The 17,674-nt window shown below is 64.3% G+C and carries 9 protein-coding genes; 4 read left to right on the top strand and 5 right to left on the bottom strand.

Features of this window, described 5'->3' with window-relative positions; translation table 11 throughout:
• Positions 1–2: 2 nt before the first annotated feature.
• A complete protein-coding gene (locus BM083_RS19830; protein ID WP_089871914.1) occupies positions 3–500 on the bottom strand; it encodes an SRPBCC family protein in 498 nt (165 codons plus the stop codon).
• Between the two features lie 116 nt (positions 501–616).
• Here BM083_RS19830 and BM083_RS19825 point away from each other — a divergent pair, with 116 nt between their 5' ends.
• Positions 617–2,203 (top strand): FAD-binding domain-containing protein, encoded by a 1,587-nt coding sequence (locus BM083_RS19825; RefSeq protein ID WP_089871912.1) that lies wholly within the window; start codon positions 617–619, stop codon positions 2,201–2,203.
• 51 nt (positions 2,204–2,254) lie between these two features.
• On the opposite strand, the gene BM083_RS19820 is transcribed toward BM083_RS19825, so the two are convergent.
• Positions 2,255–3,250, bottom strand: a complete 996-nt coding sequence (locus BM083_RS19820; protein WP_089871910.1) for a peptidoglycan hydrolase — start codon at positions 3,248–3,250, stop codon at positions 2,255–2,257.
• 238 nt (positions 3,251–3,488) lie between these two features.
• The gene (locus tag BM083_RS19815; protein WP_089871908.1) at positions 3,489–8,030 is read right to left on the bottom strand and encodes a DUF7997 domain-containing protein; all 4,542 of its coding nucleotides are present in this window, start codon (positions 8,028–8,030) and stop codon (positions 3,489–3,491) included.
• A gap of 230 nt (positions 8,031–8,260) precedes the next feature.
• On the opposite strand from BM083_RS19815, the gene malA reads away from it, so the two are divergent.
• Together malA and gghA are read left to right on the top strand one after the other, a co-directional pair.
• Complete coding sequence (gene malA, locus BM083_RS19810; protein ID WP_089871906.1) at positions 8,261–10,219, top strand: alpha-amylase MalA; 1,959 nt, start codon at positions 8,261–8,263, stop codon at positions 10,217–10,219.
• Between the two features lie 72 nt (positions 10,220–10,291).
• Positions 10,292–12,700, top strand: a complete 2,409-nt coding sequence (gghA, locus tag BM083_RS19805) for a glucosylglycerol hydrolase (protein WP_089871904.1) — start codon at positions 10,292–10,294, stop codon at positions 12,698–12,700.
• 329 nt (positions 12,701–13,029) lie between these two features.
• On the opposite strand, the gene BM083_RS19795 is transcribed toward gghA, so the two are convergent.
• Positions 13,030–15,177, bottom strand: a complete 2,148-nt coding sequence (locus tag BM083_RS19795; protein WP_089871902.1) for an ArnT family glycosyltransferase — start codon at positions 15,175–15,177, stop codon at positions 13,030–13,032.
• Between the two features lie 202 nt (positions 15,178–15,379).
• Between BM083_RS19795 and BM083_RS19790 the strand changes: the two genes are divergently transcribed.
• Entirely contained in the window at positions 15,380–16,561 is a 1,182-nt protein-coding gene (locus BM083_RS19790; RefSeq protein WP_089871900.1) for a sensor histidine kinase, read from the top strand.
• 443 nt (positions 16,562–17,004) lie between these two features.
• On the opposite strand, the gene BM083_RS19785 is transcribed toward BM083_RS19790, so the two are convergent.
• Complete coding sequence (locus BM083_RS19785; RefSeq protein ID WP_089871898.1) at positions 17,005–17,661, bottom strand: helix-turn-helix domain-containing protein; 657 nt, start codon at positions 17,659–17,661, stop codon at positions 17,005–17,007.
• Positions 17,662–17,674: the final 13 nt, after the last annotated feature.

Below are 17,674 nucleotides of genomic sequence, written 5' to 3'. Positions count from 1 at the left end.
GCTCAGTCGACACGCCCCGGCGACTCTAACAGCTCTCTGGTCTTCTTGTGTCGGTATCGAAACATCGGCTCGAAGCCGACGACGGCGAACGGACCGAGGGCCGTCCCGAGTCCGTCGAGCGGGAGTTCGTACTCGACGTTGTCGTGGACGATGGTGCTGTCGTCGTCGGCGACGAACCGGTGGGTGTGGACCCACTTCTTGAACGGACCACCCTGCATGTCGTCGCGGAAGATTGCGCTCTCGTCGTCGCGGTCGCGGTAGATGATGCGTGAGACCCACTGCTGTCGCGGACCGACGCCGAGCGGTCGCATCGACATCCGGACCTGTGCCCCCTGTTCGAGCAGTTCGGGGTCCGCTTCGCCGTCGGGGCCTCTCGCGGCCTCGACTTCGAGGTTCATCCACGTAGGCGTGAGTGCTTCGAGTCCCGAGAGACGCGAGTGAAAGTCCCACACCTCGTCGAGCGGCGCATCGACCCGAACCTGCCGGTGGTACGTCGGCATGTATCAGCGTTAGAACGGCGCGGGGAAAAGCGCATCCGCCGCGGTGGTCCGTGCCTACTCTGTTCGACACACCGCCTGCCAGCGACCTTATTCGACTCGCACCCGTGGTACACACGATGTCGTGTCGCGACTCAATCTCGGTCGGCCTCACCGACGAACTCTCCTCTGTACCGAGCGGTGACGCTTGCGTTCTCTGGCACCGACGTGACCTTCGCCTTCCAGACAATCGAGCCGTCGAGTACGCGACGGCCGAGTACGACGTCGTCTGTCCCGCGTTCCTCTTCGACCCGCGGTTCTACCGGTCGACCGGTCTCGCTTGCGACGCTCGAGTTCGGTTCCTCCACGAGTGTTTGACCGACCTCGCCGACGCCTACGCGGACGCTGGAACGTCACTCGTCTACGGGCACGGGCCGCCGGTCGAGATACTCGACGGCGCACTCGACAGCGGATGGGACGTCGTCGCCACCCGCGACGTGACAGGTCGGTACGGCGAACGCCGAGACGAGACAGTCGAGGCCCGCGACCGAGTCACCTTCGTCGCCGAGGACGGTATCAGACACGACCAAGAGAACAGAGATGGGTGGCAAGAACACGCCCAGTCGTACTTCGAGGCGTCGCCGAACCGACCGCACGAGTCGGGGTTCGGTCGCCACGCCGTCTCGGCCGAACTCACGCCCGACGTCGTCGAGCGTGTCGAGCGAACGTACGACGTCGACCCGTCGAAGACGGCGGTCCCTTCGGGCGGGCGGACGGCCGCACTCGCCCGTCTCGACCGCTTTCTCGACGTCCTTCACGAGTACCAAGACCACATCAGCAGCCCACTCGGCGCGGAGACGTACGCGAGTCGCCTCTCGCCACACCTCCGGTTCGGGTCGCTCTCGGTCCGAGAGGTGTACCGGGCGCTCGACGACGCTGTCGACAGTCGGGGCAAGGAGTCGTTCGTCTCGCGGTTGTTCTGGAACCGCCACTACACGCAGAAACTCGCCGACTGGTCGGGGTGGATGGACACCGCGGTCAATCCGGTGCTCGAAGACCTCTACGCGTCGAACCACGACGAGACGCTGATTCGCGCGTGGAAACGCGGCGAGACGGGGTTTCCGATGGTGGACGCCTCGATGCGCTGTCTCCGCGGGACGGGATGGCTGAACTTCCGGATGCGAGCGATGTGTGCCTCCGTCTTCAGCCTCGTGTTCAAACAACCGTGGCAGGTCGGAGCGGACTACATGTACTACCACCTCGTCGACGCCGACCCGGCCATCAACTACACGCAGTGGCAGAGCCAGAGCGGCCTGAAGGGCGTCGGCGCGCTTCGCGTCTACAACCCGCGCAAGCAGGTCCGCGACCACGACCTGGAGGGGACGTTCGTCAAGCGGTGGGTGCCGGAACTCGAACCCGTCCCGACGACGCATCTCGATAGACCCGAGCGGATGCCACTGCACCTGCAAGACGAACTCGGCGTCGACGTCGGCGAGGACTACCCGTATCCCGTCGTCGACTACGACCACGAGCGAGAGACCGTACTGGAGACGTTCACCGACCTCCGCGAGGAGGCGCGTGAAGCGCTCCGCGACCCGGAGGTGTTCCGCCGAGCGTCGCTGTCGCGGCAGGGACAGAGCAGACAGGACGCGTTACAGAAGGCGCACCGCGACGACGACGGCGAAGAGACGGACCAGCAAGCGAGTCTCGAACGGTTCTCGGAGTGAGCGACCGCCGGGTCGGTTCTTCGTCCGACCGTTTCCGCGGTTCTCGGCGTCTCAGAGCGTCGCCACCAGCGCCCGCCACGTGTTGCGGCCGACGACGCCGTCGACGGCGAGTCCCGCGCCGCTTTGGAAGCTCTCGACAGCGCTCTTCGTCTCCGACCCGTAGTAGCCGTCGACGCTGATACTGTACCCGTGGCCGTCGCGGAGGTTGTGCTGTGCGGCGTAGGTGGCCCAGTAGGGGTCGTCGCTCGCGCTGACGACGGGCACGTACAGCGCCTCCCACGTGTTCGGTCCGACGACGCCGTCGACGGAGAGTCCCTGTGTCGCCTGAAAGTCCTCGACTGCCGTCTCGACTTCCGACCCGTAGATGCCGTCGAGGTAGGTCAGGTCGTAGCCCTGCGCTTGCAGGAGGTACTGGACGGTGTAGACGCCCTCGCCTTGGTCGCCGTTCGAGTAGTACGGCCACGCGTACGACGACCCGCCGCCTCCGCTGCCGAAGTCGATGTGGTCGGCGAGCGAGTTCATCACGCCCGCGATACCGTTGGCCCAATTCGTGTCGGTGGCGTAGTGCTCGTTCATCCCGGCGAGGTGCGGTCCCTCGTAGTAGGTGCCGCCTTCCGTGAGATACAGGTCGCGGACCCGGGGCATCACGTGCCGGATGCACGCCTCGAACGACGAGAACCGCTTCGCGCCGTCGTAGGGGTCGCTGTCGTACGCGCCCCATCCGTACAGGTTCTTCTTGTCCTGAGCGATGTTGCTCGTCCCCCACGCCGACTCCCACGCGGCGTGAGCGGCCATGTAGACGGCGTTCATGCTCTCTTGCTGGCCGACGTCGACCCAGACGTCGCCGAGGCCGACGAGCGGACAGTCGCCGCGAACCTGCAGGATGGCGTCGTCGAGTTCACTGCCGGTGACGTTCGCCGTCCCGCGGAGGTCGGTGTAGACGTCGTACCGCGCGGCCGCCGCAGTGCCGGCGAGTGCCGACGTGCCGAGTGCTGTGAGTCCGGTGCCGCCCGCGAGTCGAAGGAAGGTCCGTCGTGAGTGTTCCATCGGTTCGAGTCGACACTCTCGCCACAATTATTTCACACTTTCTATCAGAAATTATATGGAGAATATAGGTCCACATCGCTCGAACTGTTCGGTCGAGACGGTCTCTCGACTGTTCAACTGTTGGACTAGCCGGGGAGTCGTCGAGGTAGTCGACACTCGGTGTCTGTGTCGCCGATGCCGACGTCGACATCGAGCGTCGAGAATCGCGGTCGAAAAGACGCGTTCGCTGGTCGCCGAGTTACAGCGTGAATCGGCGAACCGTCGTCCCCGCCTTGGTCAGGTCTTCGTCCGTCGCGGCGGCGACGGTCACTTGATTCTCTCCGTACTCGATGCTGACCGTCGTCTCGAACTCGCCGTCTTCGGGTTCGACGAGCACCGTCTCCGTCGGCGTCCGGACGGCGACGACTGCGCCCTCCGTCTCGCCCATCACTTCGAGGTGGTCGCCGCTGAAGCGCGTGTCCACGCGGAGACTCGGGCCGTCGGGTCGCTCTGTCTCGACGTAGCGCTCGTAGACGAACGCGGGCATCTCGACTGGTTGGCCGACGTCGATACTGTGTGCGAGGCGAACGTACTGGGCCATACTCCACGCCAGCGGTGTCGCCGACCCGGTTCCCTCGCCGATGTGCCAGTTGTACGCCGTCGTGTGTTCGCGGTCCCACACCTGCTCGGCGAGCATCCGCCCGGAGTTCGCGAACCCTTGCATCGTCTGGAGCAGTCGGTTCGGTTCGAGTGGGCCTTCCGAGGTTCCTTTGAGTAGTTCGTACTCACCGCGCTCGCCGGTGAAGATGGGCCACAGTCGGCCTTTCCCCTTCGTCTCGATGGTCCACGGCGCACCCTCGGCGTCGGCACCCTGTTCACCGTAGCCGTCGCCGTTGTATCGGTACCACGCCGGACCGTGCGGCGTGTCGACGCGGATAGTCTCGTCGGCTTCGAGGATGGTGTTCAAGATAACCTCGTCGTCCCACGGTTTGATTCCCAACCGCGTGAGTTCGAGGAACCCGCCGTCGATGATTTCACGCTCGTCGAGTGTCGGCCCGTTGTTGGCGAGCGTCCGGAGGTGTCCCGCTTCCGGGTCGCCGTCGCGAGTGACGCGAACGTAGTACGGCGTGTTCGTGTGGAGGTCCGACCCCGTCTCCGTGGCGGTCCACTCCTCGACGCGGTCGGTCCACTCGTCGGCCAGTGCCAACCAGACCAGCGAGTCGGCGTCGTGGCCTTCGTCGAGACCGATTGCGGCCGAACACGCGAGTCCGGCGATTTCGGCGGCGATAGAGGACGGCGAGTAGCCCGCCTCCTCCTCCCAGCGCTCTTGGGCCGTCTCCGGTCCGTTGCGCGCGACGTAGTCCGCAGAGCGCTTGACGTGCGTGAAGTCGTAGTCCGTGTCTTCGAAGTCGACGCCCGACTCCCAGAGCATGTACGCCATCACCTGCGGGAAGGAGATGTTGTCTATCTGTTCGCCACCCCAGCGGGTCTTCCCGTTGAGGTAGGTGTTCTGCGGGATGAACCCTTGGTCGTCCTGTTGGTAGTTGTAGATGTACTCCAGCGCGTCGGTTCCCGTCTTCAGGTCGTCGACGGCCCAGAAGGCAGTGAAGACCTGATAGAGGTCGCGCGACCAGACGAAGTTGTAGCCGTACCCCTTCGACTCCTCGGCCGCGACGGCTTCGCCCCACGGCACCGACGGCGAGGCGATACCCGCTCCGAGGAAGGTCTTGTCTTCGACGGCACGGAGACCCATCAACGAGGCCTTGTACTGGTTGGCGAGAGACCGGTCGTCCGCGACGGACGCCGGCATCGGTTTGTCTTCGAGGAACGACTCCCACGTCTCGACGTACTGCGACTGAACGGCCTCGTAACCGCGAGTGAGCGCCCCGACGGCTTCACCGAGTGCGGCGGCGGTGTCGGCGTTCTCCGCGAACCCGAGTGCGAGCGTCTGCTCGACGCTCGTCCCGCCACCCACTCGGCCGACGAGGACGACGTTCTCGTCGTCGATGCGCTCTTGGGAGTCCGGAAGCTCACCCTGTCCGAACAGTTGCGCGAGGTAGTCCGACCCGGCGACACCGACTGTCGCCCAGTCGAACCGCTCCGTGGCGGTCAACGCGACGGCGATGCTGTACTTGTTGCCGTCTTCGTCGATGAGAAGCGGGTCGTCCTCGTGGCCCGTGTCGTAGGCGCTGGCGTCGCGTGCGACGAGGTGGTATCGACCGGGTTGGCCGAGACGGAGGCCACGGTCCATGTTGCCCGTGTTCGTCAACGCCGTGTCGGCGATGGCGTAGACTTCGTACTCCTTGTCGTCGTCGGCCTCGAACTGCATGTCCGTGAGCAGCGCGTCGTGTTCGGGGTCCGTGGCGTACTCGACGGTCAGCGTCCACTCGTGACCACGGCCGTCACCTTGCTCGGTGATGGTCTGCCGGAAGACGAGAGCGTCGTCTTCGGCCATCTCGGCGCGCCGTTCGATGGTGTCGGCGTCGTCGTCGCGACGGGTCTCGTTGTGTGTCCGTGCCGTGTACTCGGATTTCGGGTCCGTGTCGACGACGAGGAAGTCCAGCGTCCGCAGGTTCATCAAGTCGACTCGAGGGAAGCGAACCTCGGTCAGTGCGCCTTCGGTCAGCGTGAACCAGACCTTCGAGGGGTCTTCCTCGGTGTGGTCGGCGACGGTTCCAACACCGTACTTCTCGCCAGTCGTCCACCGTGGGCGACCTTCCGGACCGGACGGCGATTTCTTCGCCGAGGGGAGTGCGTCGTACTTCCGGAGGAGTGCCGTCGTGTGCAGACGGATGGCGTGCGACCATCCGAGCGGGGCGGCGCTGTCGGGTGTGCCATCGTCGAACACCTGTTCGGCGAGGTAGCCTGCGTTGGTACACAACGGTCCGTCGTCTTCGATGAGTTCGTAGAGTTCGCCGGCGCGGTCGAAGAAGAACTCCGCGTCGTCGGTGCGTCCGTAGGAGTCGAGCATCGTCGCGAGTTGGGCGGCGACGTTCGCCCCCCACGCCGTCGACACCGACCACACTTTCTCGTAGTCTTGGTTCTGGCTCCGCCAGTAGTCCTCTTCGAACCGGATGATTCCGGCGACAGGACTGCCCGGTGGGTCACGGTAGAGGCCTTCGAGCGTCTCTTCGACGTGGGTCGTGATCCGTTCGAGGTCTTCGGCCGTCAGCCCTTCGAGCGAGTCGTACTCGTCGAGGGCGTCGACGAGCGCGAACGTCGCCGAGTCGTACCGTGTGTCGAGGCTGCCGCCCTCTAGACGCAGTGCGTAGATTTCGCGGTCCTCGTCCCAGAGGTCGTCGAGCGCGTCGTAGACGCACGTCGCGCGTTCGGCGGCGTGCTGTCGAAGCCCCTCGTCGACGGGTGCACGAGCGACGGTGGTGTACGCCTTGAGGAACGTCGCTGCAGTGTGCGTAAACCGGCCGTTCATGTTCTCCCAGAGGTTCTGACACCGTTCGGGGAGGCCGTCCTCTTCGAGCGTGTCGTCGAGACCGGAGATGCCCGCACGGATGCTCTCGCGAATCTCGCTCGCGAGGTCGTGTGGCAGGCCGTTGCCGCGGTGCCGGAGGAGCGTCGCGAGATAGGCGACGACGCTCGCCGTCTGGTCGGCTTGGTACTCCGGTTGGTCGGAGCCTTCGACGCGAGCGTGTGCCCACCCGGGGGCGAGCGACCCGTCGACGGCCCAGACGCGGTGCGGCCACGTGCCGTCGTCCTGCTGTGTATCGCAGTAGAAGCGAGCACTCGTCTGTAGTTGCTCGTCGACTTGGAGGTCGAGAACGCGGTCGACGTCGAGCAGGTAGCTGGCGACTTCGGCGTCGTCTCGGAACCAGGTGTAGCCGTATCCTCCCGTGTGCGCGTAGAACGGGTCGAACTCCGGCCCGGCGATGTGCGACCCGGTCGGGGCCGTCAACAGCGAGAGTACACGGAGGTCCGCGCGGACGAGATTCGACCGTGGGGCGTTCTCGGGGACGGTCACTTCGGCGTGCGCTCGGCCCGCTTCGCGGAGCGAGTCCGCGTCACCGTGGTGAATCGCACAGTGGCGAAGGTCCGCAAGCGCCTCTTCGCGACTCACTTCGTCGTGGTTCGAGAGTTGGGTGACGAGCGTCGTCTGGGCGGCCCGGCCGGTCCGTTCGAGCGGTGCGCTGACGACGACGTCGCCGCTCAGGTGCGTGTCTTCGTAGCGGTTGAGCACTGCCTCGCGTGGGAAGTCGAAGTAGTCGTCCGAGAGCATCTCGTCGAAACGCTCGGGAATCTGGCCGCGGACGTCGTCGAGACCGGTCGAAGCGGTGACGTAGTCGTGTTCCTTACGGTGGAACACTTCGACGGCTTTCGTCCCGTTGGGACCGCCGTTCTCGTGAATGAGTCGGCCGACTCGGGTCTCGCGCCCCTCGGGGGCGAACGTGAGGAAGGCTGTGAGGTGGGCGTTGGGGGGGATGGCACCGCGCAGTTCGACGTGTGTCACGTGGGCACGACCGAGCGTGAGGTCGTACTGGTGGACGGTGAAGGCCCCGGCGTCGTACTCCGTCTCGACGAGGTTCGTCTCGCGGTAGTAGTGCTGCCGAACCGGGTCGAGTTCGTCGAACCAGTAGGTTTCCTCGGCCGTCTCGATACCGAAACGTGACCGGTCGATACCGTACAGCCCCGACAACGGCGAGGAGTAGTCGCGAATGAAGCCACCGGGGTCGACGTAGACCAATCGGTCCCCGTGTCCCGAGAAAGCACCCGACGCCGTCGGACACTCTTCCGGGAAACGCGCACCCCGATTGCGTTTGTAATCGTTCAGCGCGGTTCGCAGTCGCATAGAGTGACACGCGAGTCCCACTACATAAATATTGGCGGAATCCGCAAGGCACGTTTCTGAACTCCGGATATAGCTCACGCTCTTCCCGGTGAATCTGCGGTCTCCCACCCGTGTGCTACACAGCAGTGGTCAGAGCACGCTTATAACTGTTACTACGAGTTTTACTACGGGTGTACACAATACTTCGACAAGGAGAAAAACAAAAGTAGCGCTGATGGATGGAGTGATATATGCATCATCCTGGGCCCCCCCGGTTCGCTGCGGTCGGCGATACGCTCGAACTCGCCCCGCGCGACCCGGACCCCACTGCGACGTACAACTGGCACGTCAAGAGTGCACCCGTCTCCAGTCAGGCGACGGTCGGCACCGACGACGTAGAGGAGTTCACTCCCGACGCACCCGGTCGCTACACCATCGAGCTAGACGCACCAGACGGTATCCACGAACTTACAATCCGGGCGTTCCCCGGGTCGCTCCGCCCCGTCGGCGGCACCGGTCTCGGTGCCTCCGGCATGAGCGGGATGAGTGGATGGAGTGGCGTCTCCGGCGTCTCCGGTCTCTCTGGTTCCAACGTCTCCGGTCTCTCTGGCTCCGGTAGCGGCGCACGCGGCGCGGAGAAAGAGAGCGAAGAAGGTGGCCGTCCTCGCATCCAACTCCACGGTCGCATCGAGGGCGACACCGTCGTCGTCGAAGCCCACCCGCAACCGCACCCCAAGAGCAAACTCTCGGCCGACGACTTGGACGTCGAGTTCCTGCTCGACGACCGCGACGACATCTCTCGCGGCGACGTCTCCATCGGTGACCGCGAAGTCCACATCCCGGTCGACGCCTTCGGTGACCGCGTCCGCGTCCACGGCGTCGCCATCGCCGAGTCCTACTCCGTCCCTGACTCCATCTCCGTCGAGAAGGCTGGCGAATCCGTCTCGTTCGTCCGTCTGAACGACCCGCCGGAGTGGTCGAAAGACGTCACACTCTACGAGATTTACGTCCGCGGGTTCGCCTCCGACGACGAGGAGTCGGACAACACCTTCGAGGCACTGACGAAGCGTCTCGACTATCTCCAAGACCTCGGCGTCGACTGTCTCTGGCTGACGCCCGTCCTTCAGAACGACCACGCGCCGCACGGTTACAACATCGTCGACTTCTTCGACATCGCCGAGGACCTCGGCACGCGCGAGGACTACGAGGCGTTCGTCGACGCCGCCCACGACCACGGGATGAAAGTCCTCTTCGACCTCGTGATGAACCACTCGGCACGCGACCATCCCTACTTCGAGGACGCGTACAAGAACCCCGATTCGGAGTACTACGACTGGTACGAATGGCAGGACAGCGGCGAACCGGGGACGTACTTCGACTGGGAGTTCATCGCCAACTGGAACTTCGAGAACACGAAGGTCCGCCGGTACCTGCTCGACGCCGTCGACCAGTGGGCGCGCGTCGCCGACGGGTTCCGCTGTGACATGGCGTGGGCCGTCCCCAACGCCTTCTGGCAGGAACTCCGTGACCGCGTGAAGTCCTACGACCGCGAGTTCTTGCTCCTCGACGAGACCATCCCGTACATCGCCGACTTCCACAACGGGATGTTCGACATGCACTTCGACACGACGCTGTACTTCACGATGCGACAGGTCGGCAACGGCAACCAGTCGGCCGACGCCATCCTCGACGCCATCGAACAGCGCACCGAAGTCGGTTTCCCGGACCACGCGTCGTTCATGCTCTATCAGGAGAACCACGACGAGACGCGCTACGTCGTCGAGTGCGGCGAACCGGCGGCGCTCGCCTCCGCGGGCGCGCTGTTCACGCTCCCGGGCGTCCCGATGCTCTACGGCGGACAGGAACTCGGCCAGCAGGGTCGCCGCGACCCACTCGCGTGGGAACACGCGAACGAGACCCTCCGAAGCCACTACGAGACGCTCATCGACACGCGAGACGAGATTCCCGCCCTCCAGTTCGAGGGCGACTTCCACCGCGTCGACTACCAGTCCGACTCCGACCGCGTGACCTCCTTCGTCCGCCAAGACGGCGGCGAGGGCTACGTCGTCGCGCTCAACTTCGGCGCGGAGCGAGCGACGTTCTCCGTCGCCGAGTCCGTCGAGACGCGCGACGTCGTCTCCGGCGAGGACGTCCTCGTCGACGGCGAGTTGACCGTCGACGACGTCGTCGTCCTCCCGATTCAGGGCTGACGCCCCGACTCCATTTTCCGTGTACCGCCGACCGACTACATCCCGATTCACAGACCCGAACACAACCACTACATGAGCGACACCTACGGAGACTGCACCCTACTCGACGCCCAGACCGCCGAACTCGTCGACTGGCACGACGACGTTCGCGCCAGCCACGACCAAGAATTTGAAGCGATGAAAGAGGTCGTCCAGCGCCTCGGCGCACACTACACCGACGGCCGCGCCGAAGTCGGCTTCTGGACGCCCGAACTGCTCGACGCCGACATCGCCGAAGGCGACGTCTACCTCGAAGTACTCACGCCGACCGAAGACGTCCAGCCCTACGGCCACGACTCGCTGACGTTCACCCGCGAACGCGTTCCGCTCGAACGGAACGGCGAGTTCCACTGGGGCGTCGTCGACGGGATGAAACCCGGCACACGCGAGCAACTCGGGTCGCTCTACCAACTCGCCTACGAAGACGACGGCGAGTGGAAGACGGTCCCCGACCCACTGGCTTACTCCGTCCCGTTCGGTGCGTTCGCGCCCGCCGAACTGTACGACATGGAGCGATTGGACCGAGAACGCGCCGACCGCGACTACTTCCAAGCCTTCGGCACCGACGAGGAGCGTATCCCGACGAGCGAAGACGACGGCGTGCCACGCGTCGACCCGGCGACGAGCATGGTCGAGATTCACCCCGGCACGGCCACGGAAGCGGGGTCACTCGGTGGCCTCGCTCGCCAGTACGAGGACATCGGCGACAAACTCCGCGCGGGCGAGGACCTGACGCCCGCCGAGCGCAACTTCGTCGGCTACGACGCGATTCAGGTGATGCCGGTCGAACCCATCACCGAGAACGAGGACATCCACGAGTTCTGGGCCGTCGAGACGGAGGGCGACGAGGCGGGCGAAATCGAGGTGGCCGTCGACCGCCCGGACATGATAAACTGGGGGTACGATATCGTCATCTCCGCGTTCTCGGCGACGAACCCCGCGATTCTGGAGACTGGTCGTCCGGACGAACTGGTCGACTTCATCGCCACCTGTCACAACCTTCCAGAACCGATTCGCATCGTCTTCGACGTCGCTCTCGGTCACTCGGACAACGGCGGTCTGAAACTCCTCAACGACTACTACTTCGAGGGACCGGGGATGTACGGCCAAGAACTCGAATATCCCCACCCCGTCGTCCGCGCGGTCCTCTTGGAGATGCAGCGCCGGAAGATGGACTTCGGTGCCGACGGCATCCGCGTCGACGGTGCGCAGGACTTCACCAACTGGGACCCCGAGTTAGAGGAGAGCATCCACGACGACGACTACCTCGCGGAGATGGACCACATCGTCCAGGAAGTCGGCGGCCAGGAGTACCGCCCGTGGATGATCTACGAGGATGGCCGCCCGTGGCCGCGAGAGGACTGGGAACTCGCATCGAGCTACCGAGCGCTCATCGAACAACACCCCCACTCCTTCCAGTGGTCACCCATCACGTTCGCGCACAACACGCCCGCTCTGCTCACGTTCTGGGCGACGAAGTGGTGGCGCGTCCGCGAAGTCGCGGACTTCGGCGGCAACTGGCTGACCGGCGTCGCCAACCACGACACCATCCGCCGCGGCACGCAAATCGACCCGACGGTGGAGTTCAACCAGTCGCCCGTGAACCCCTATCTCGGCGAGACGTTGCCGGAGACGCTCGACGAGGCCTACAACAACCCGGCGTCGTCGATGCTCTTTCACTGCATGCTCCCCGGCGTCCCGATGGACTTCATCCACGCGAACATGCGTGCGCCGTGGGGGTTCGTCCGCGACACGGACTCGCTCTGGAACGTCAAAGTCGTCTCCGACGAGTCGAAGTTCCTCTACTGGCAGGTGCGCCCACAGGACTTCCAGCACGAACAGCACTTCCAGCGCATCGAGGAGATGGGCTTCGAGAGCAGAGACCAGTTGCGCAAATTCATGAACGCACTCTCGGCGACGGTGAAGGCCACTGACTACGACCTCGACGTGATGGCCGAGATGCTGTCGGCGATGGAGCAACCGCTCGGCGACGACCTCTCGGCTGAAGACCTCGAAGCCTACGCCTACGCGTGGATGCAGGACGTCCACGACTTCGCCAACCTCACGCACTGGCACGACTCCCAAGACGACGACCGCACCGCCTTCGACCTCTCGGTTCGCGAGTTCCGCCAAGAACGACAGTGGTTGCTCGACGACTTGGACTACGACCGCGAGGACTTCGGTTACGTCCACCCGACGGAGGGAACCGTGGTCTACTACGGTCTGCGCGAGTCGCCCGACGGCGACGAGCAGGTGCTGTTCGCCGCGAACATGGAGGGCGTCCCCGTCGAAGTGTCGCCGGCGTTCCTGCGCGAGGAGATGGAAGTGCCTGTGGCGGCAGAGGGGTGGAACGTCGAACTCGCCGCGCCCGGTGTCGACGAGGATAGCGATGAGTTCGAGTTAGCGAACAGTCAGGCCGTCGTCTGGACGCGCGAGTTGTAGACTTCCCTCCTCACCTTTTGTCACGCTGTATAGGGGACCGTTCATCTCCGAACCCCCGTTCTGAACCAGCCTTCGAGAAAGCCCACACACTCTCGACTCCCGCGACTCGTTGTGCTCCTCGTCGCTCGTTTCACTCGCTCCTGCGGTGCTTTCGTCGCCGGGGTTCGTCGAGAGTGCGTCCCCTTTCAGCCCCGCCCACGGTACAGCCACACCCTCCCCAGCCGACTCCTTCGGTCACTCGCGTTCGCTCGTTTACTCAGTCGTCCCTCGCACGCTGACTGGCGATTCACGGAGGAATCGCCAGCGCGCGCCATGTGAACTCTCCGTCCTCACGCCGTCTCGTTCACGACTCGTGCCTCCGTCTCCACCGACACGCCCGACACGTAGTCTCCCTCCGGACCGACGTACGTCCCCTCCGTCCCGCACTCCGTCGTCGACCGACAGACGCGCGTCTCCGGCGGCCAGACGACGCGGACACGCTCGTCGCTCACCTCGACTGTCGCCTCTTGCCGATACGTCACCGTCGCGCCCGACTGCGTGACGAAGGTGACGACGAGGTCGACTTCGCTCGCGCCCGCTGGAAGCCGCACCGCTTCGTTCGCTGTCGCCGCGGGGAGGTTCGTCACTCGCGCGTCGTCGGGTCCGACGGTCCACTCGGCGGTCACTGTCCCATTCGGATTCACGTCGGCGACGTCGTAGCGGGCGTCTCCTTCTACCGTCTCGATACGGACCGTCGCGTTCGACGCTCGCGCCGGGACGCCGAGCGTCGACGTCGCGTTCACTCGCTGGCCTTCCAGCACGTCCAACTGCTGGAGTTGGGGCGTCACCGGGTCGACTGCGCCCGTCCACTCGCCGCGGTAGGTGAACCGATACGGCGTCCGATTCTCGGTGAGGCCCAACGTCTCGAAGTCTCGCTCCGGTTCCTCGTCGAGCACGTAGAGCACCTCACCGTCGAATCCGGGGTCGTTCCGGAGATACTGGAACGGATGCTGTTGCCAGTCGCCGTAGGGGGTGGGAAGGAAGACGACGGCGTCGTCGAACTCCGTCTCTACAATCGGTTCGTACGTGCTTGCCAGATTCGCCGTCCGCTGGCCGTTCTCGGCGAAGGGGTCCGAGAGCACCTGCATCTCCGTCGTCGCAGCGACGGGGACGGAGACGACGAGGGCGAGGAGGAGCACGCCGCGAACCTCCGCGGGGGAGAACCGCGCTCGCGACTCTCGGCGGAGCGTCCGGGCAGTGGTCAGGATGCCGGCGGCGGCGAACGCCGAGAGCGGAAGCAGGAGGTCGAAGTAGTAGAACGGCCCGAGCAGGCGGACGAGTCCGTTCTGTAGGCTGTCGAGCGTTCCCCAGAAGAAGGCGTTGCCGAGGACGACACTCACGACGACGGCGGCGAGGACGAGCTGGACCTCGCGTTCGGGCATCTTGGCGGCCGCGCGGCCGCGCTTCGAGAGCGGCGACGGGCGGCGGGCCGGTCCCCTTCTCGTCAGCGCCCGTCGAAGCGAGACGCCGAGACCGACGACGAAGGCGAGCGTCCCGACGAGACCGGCAGTGGTCCACTTCGTCGCGAAGAGCCAGAGCAGGCGACCAGTCGTCTCGACGGCGAGTGCGGGCGTGTAACTCTGCTCGGCCCCGAGACTCTCACGGTGCCCGAGTCTGAGTCCGTCGTCCGGCGCGAACGCCGCGTAGGGGAAGACGAACGGGTCGCCCGTCACCACGGCGTTGTAGACGAGCGCCAACACGACGACAGCGAGGCCGGGGACGGCGATAGCGAGATACCGTCGCAGGACTGCCTCGAATCTCGCTCCTTTCCGCGCCCGCCACAGCGACATCAGCGAGTGAGCGAGAAAGGGGAGCGCGAACAGGACGCCCGTGGAGGGTCGCGCGAAGAAGGCGACGCCGATTGCCGTTCCGGAGAGTAGACTCCAAGAGAGACTCTCGCGGCGGGTGGCTCGAACGTACGAGAAGCCGAACAAGAGGGCGAACAGCGTCGTCGGTGCGTAGGGGAGGAACGTCGCCGAGGTGACGAGAAACAGCGGCGACCCGAGGAGGAGGAGTGCAGAGAGCACGCCCGTCTCGCGGTCGAACGCCTGTGCGGCGATACCGTAGACGAGTGCCGTCGTCCCGAAGGCGACGACACTGAGCACGACGTCGAACTCTCCGGTCGACGCTTTCGAGAGCGCGAACAGCGCGGAAATCACCGGAGAGGCCTTCCCGTACATCTTCACACCGCCGAGTTCGGCGGGTGCGTCGGCGACGACGAAGGACCACGGGCGGACGACGTCTGCCAACTGACCGGGGTGGAGAAACATCTGTCCCTTCAGGAGCATCGCCGCCTGTAGGAGAGCGACGCCCTCGTCGTCGTTGACCGAGTGGTACGGAAAGAGGTTCGTCGCGAGGAGCGCGACGACGACGCCGGCGAGGAGCGCGACGACGAGACCGAACAGCGCGTACAGTCGTTCTCGACGTTGTCGCCGCATCAGTCGTCGGTGTCGAGCGGAACCGTGTCGTGTGTGCTCTCGTACGCTCGAATCGCCGGAACGACGACACCGGTGTCCTGACTCATTGTCGTCCGTTTTTAGCCGGGTGAAGAATAGCTGTTGTTTACGCTTTCGTCCTTCAGTTCTCAGACTAGAGAATTTCTCACAAACTTACATACCTCTTCGGCATCGAGAGACCCTCATGGGCGAATCTACGAACTCGTTCCGGGCGCTCGTTCGCGACGCACTCATGTTGGACTCTCTCGACGGGCCGGCAGAGGTCTCTCGCGCACGAGAGAGAGGTAGTGTCGGGCGACTCGTCGCCAGCGGGTCGGTGAGTCTCACCGGACTCGCACTGTTGGTTCCACATCTCATCCACCTCGCCGATGGCGGGCCGATACTCGGCGTCGTGCTCGCGACTGTTGGCTCGCTGGTCTCACTCGGCCTCCTCTTCGTCGGCGTCGTGCTCGCACGTAGTGGGTTCTCCACGACGAACGTCGTCCGCATCTCCGTCTGGAACCTGCTCGGCGTCGTCGTCCTCGGGTCGGTGATGGTCGCGAACCTCCTCTACCAGGGGCAACTCGGGACGGAGCTTCGAGAGCCGATGTTCACCATCGCGAACCTCTTGGCACTCGGTGCGGCCGCACACGTCATCATCGGGTTCTACGACGCTCGCCGTGTCCGGGCCGAGCAACTCGCCAAAGAACGCCAGAAGATAGCCGTCTTGAACCGCGTCATCCGACACAACCTCCGCAACAGCGCCACCGTGTTACAGGGACACGGCGACATCCTCGCCGAGAGCGTTACCGACGAGTCGCTCGTTCGCTCGGCCGAGGTCATCAGTCAGCACGCCGCGACTATCGGGAGCCTCGCAGAGAACGCCAAGCGCGTCATTCAGGTGTACGAGCGTGGTCCGAGCGACGTCCGCCCGCGAAACGTCACTGCAGCCGTCGAGGAAGTCGCCGACGAGACAGCGAACTCGTTCCCCGAAGCGTCCGTCACGGTCACTGTCGACGACGACGTCACCGGCGAGTGCCGGGCCGACGCCGACTCGGGGCTCTCGCTCGCACTCTCAGAACTCGTCGAGAACGCCGTCGAACACAACGACTCGGAGACGCCGTCCGTGGATATCTCGCTCGATGCGGACGACGAGTGGGTGACACTCGGCGTGCACGACGACGGGCCGGGCATCCCCGTCCACGAGAAGACGCTCATCACCGGCGAGAACGAACTGACGCAACTTCAACACGGGAACGGACTCGGCCTCTGGGTCGTCAAAGCCGTCGCCGACGTCTCGGGGGGCGTCCTCGGGTTCGAGGAACCGGAGCACGGAGGGTCGACGGTGATGCTCCGACTCCGTCGGTCACACTCGACAGCGCAGTAAGCTTCCCGAAATCGTGCTGAATGTAGAGCACTTATTTCGCAAGTCAAGTCGCAGAGTTAGTTCTGTGTGACTCCCGAGTTCGCCTGTAGTAGCTGTAACTGAAAACTGTGCCGAGTAGGAGAAATGCCAACGACGTACCTGTCCCCAACGTCGAGTCTCCCTCTGTGAAAGCTACGAAAAGGTCTAGAGAGCCCGCAGAGAGGTTGACGACAGCTAACGTCAGTAACAGTCGATTAGAGATTTCACCCGGTTCGGACATGAATCGAAAGTTGGTCTCAGGGAATCGCCGTCGTGTTGTCCCTGGAGTTGTTGGATACAGCCCTATATTCGGCACGCGAGTTCTGACCACTTCTGAGTAGGTTTCAGCAAGCGTGCTGAATAGAGAACGGGAGTGCATCGATTCAGGTGGGACTGACGGGTGCCTATGCACCCCCAGACCCGATTTACGTATCGGCGAGTTCGGACCAGTAGAGGTCTTTGAAGAGGTTATTCTGCGCTCGCTTCAAACGGCGACTGAACGCCTGTCGGGAGATACCGAGGTCGGCGGCCAGTTCCTCCTGTGAACGTCTGCGTGGTATCTCGAAGTAACCGCTGCGGATTGCCAACAGGAGCGCTTCGTGTTGTTTCTCCGATAGTTGGTCGGCTCGGCCGAACGATGCGCTCGGGTTGTGGTACACTCGGCGGATGTCGAGGTTGACACCAGCGTCGAAGCAGGTACTCTGAAACGACGAGAGCTCCTCTTTGGTCGGCGCTCGGAGTCGGAAGAACCACGTGCCGTCGCCGCTGGTCCGCCCCTCCTCGACCATGATGTCGTGGTCGTGTAACGCTGTGAGGAAGCCGTTGACGTCGTTCCACTCGATACGGTACAGGCGGGCGTCGACTCGCCCATCGAGATTCGTCAACGACGCGACCCGCCCGTTGGCTCGAACGGCCGCTTCGAACTCGTCGCTGTCACCACCGTGTTCTTTCCAGAAGTACGGGACGAGTTGACCGTTGACGGGGATGAACTGCGTCAGTTCGATACGGGTCTTCGTGGCCGAGAGGGCCTGCCCGATATCGAAGTCTTCGGCTGCGATGGCGATACCGGCAATCACCGTCATCAGTCGATACCTC

It is taken from the genome of Halogranum rubrum, assembly GCF_900114455.1.
In the GTDB taxonomy this organism is placed as follows: Archaea; Halobacteriota; Halobacteria; order Halobacteriales; family Haloferacaceae; genus Halogranum; species Halogranum rubrum.
This window is presented reverse-complemented; position numbering and strand designations above follow the sequence as displayed.

Coding starts and splice junctions, on each gene's coding strand:
- BM083_RS19830 (WP_089871914.1), bottom strand. CDS start 500: ATGCCGACGTACCACCGGCAGGTTCGGGTCGATGCGCCGCTCGACGAG.
- BM083_RS19825 (WP_089871912.1), top strand. CDS start 617: ATGTCGTGTCGCGACTCAATCTCGGTCGGCCTCACCGACGAACTCTCC.
- BM083_RS19820 (WP_089871910.1), bottom strand. CDS start 3,250: ATGGAACACTCACGACGGACCTTCCTTCGACTCGCGGGCGGCACCGGA.
- BM083_RS19815 (WP_089871908.1), bottom strand. CDS start 8,030: ATGCGACTGCGAACCGCGCTGAACGATTACAAACGCAATCGGGGTGCG.
- malA (WP_089871906.1), top strand. CDS start 8,261: ATGCATCATCCTGGGCCCCCCCGGTTCGCTGCGGTCGGCGATACGCTC.
- gghA (WP_089871904.1), top strand. CDS start 10,292: ATGAGCGACACCTACGGAGACTGCACCCTACTCGACGCCCAGACCGCC.
- BM083_RS19795 (WP_089871902.1), bottom strand. CDS start 15,177: ATGCGGCGACAACGTCGAGAACGACTGTACGCGCTGTTCGGTCTCGTC.
- BM083_RS19790 (WP_089871900.1), top strand. CDS start 15,380: ATGGGCGAATCTACGAACTCGTTCCGGGCGCTCGTTCGCGACGCACTC.
- BM083_RS19785 (WP_089871898.1), bottom strand. CDS start 17,661: ATGACGGTGATTGCCGGTATCGCCATCGCAGCCGAAGACTTCGATATC.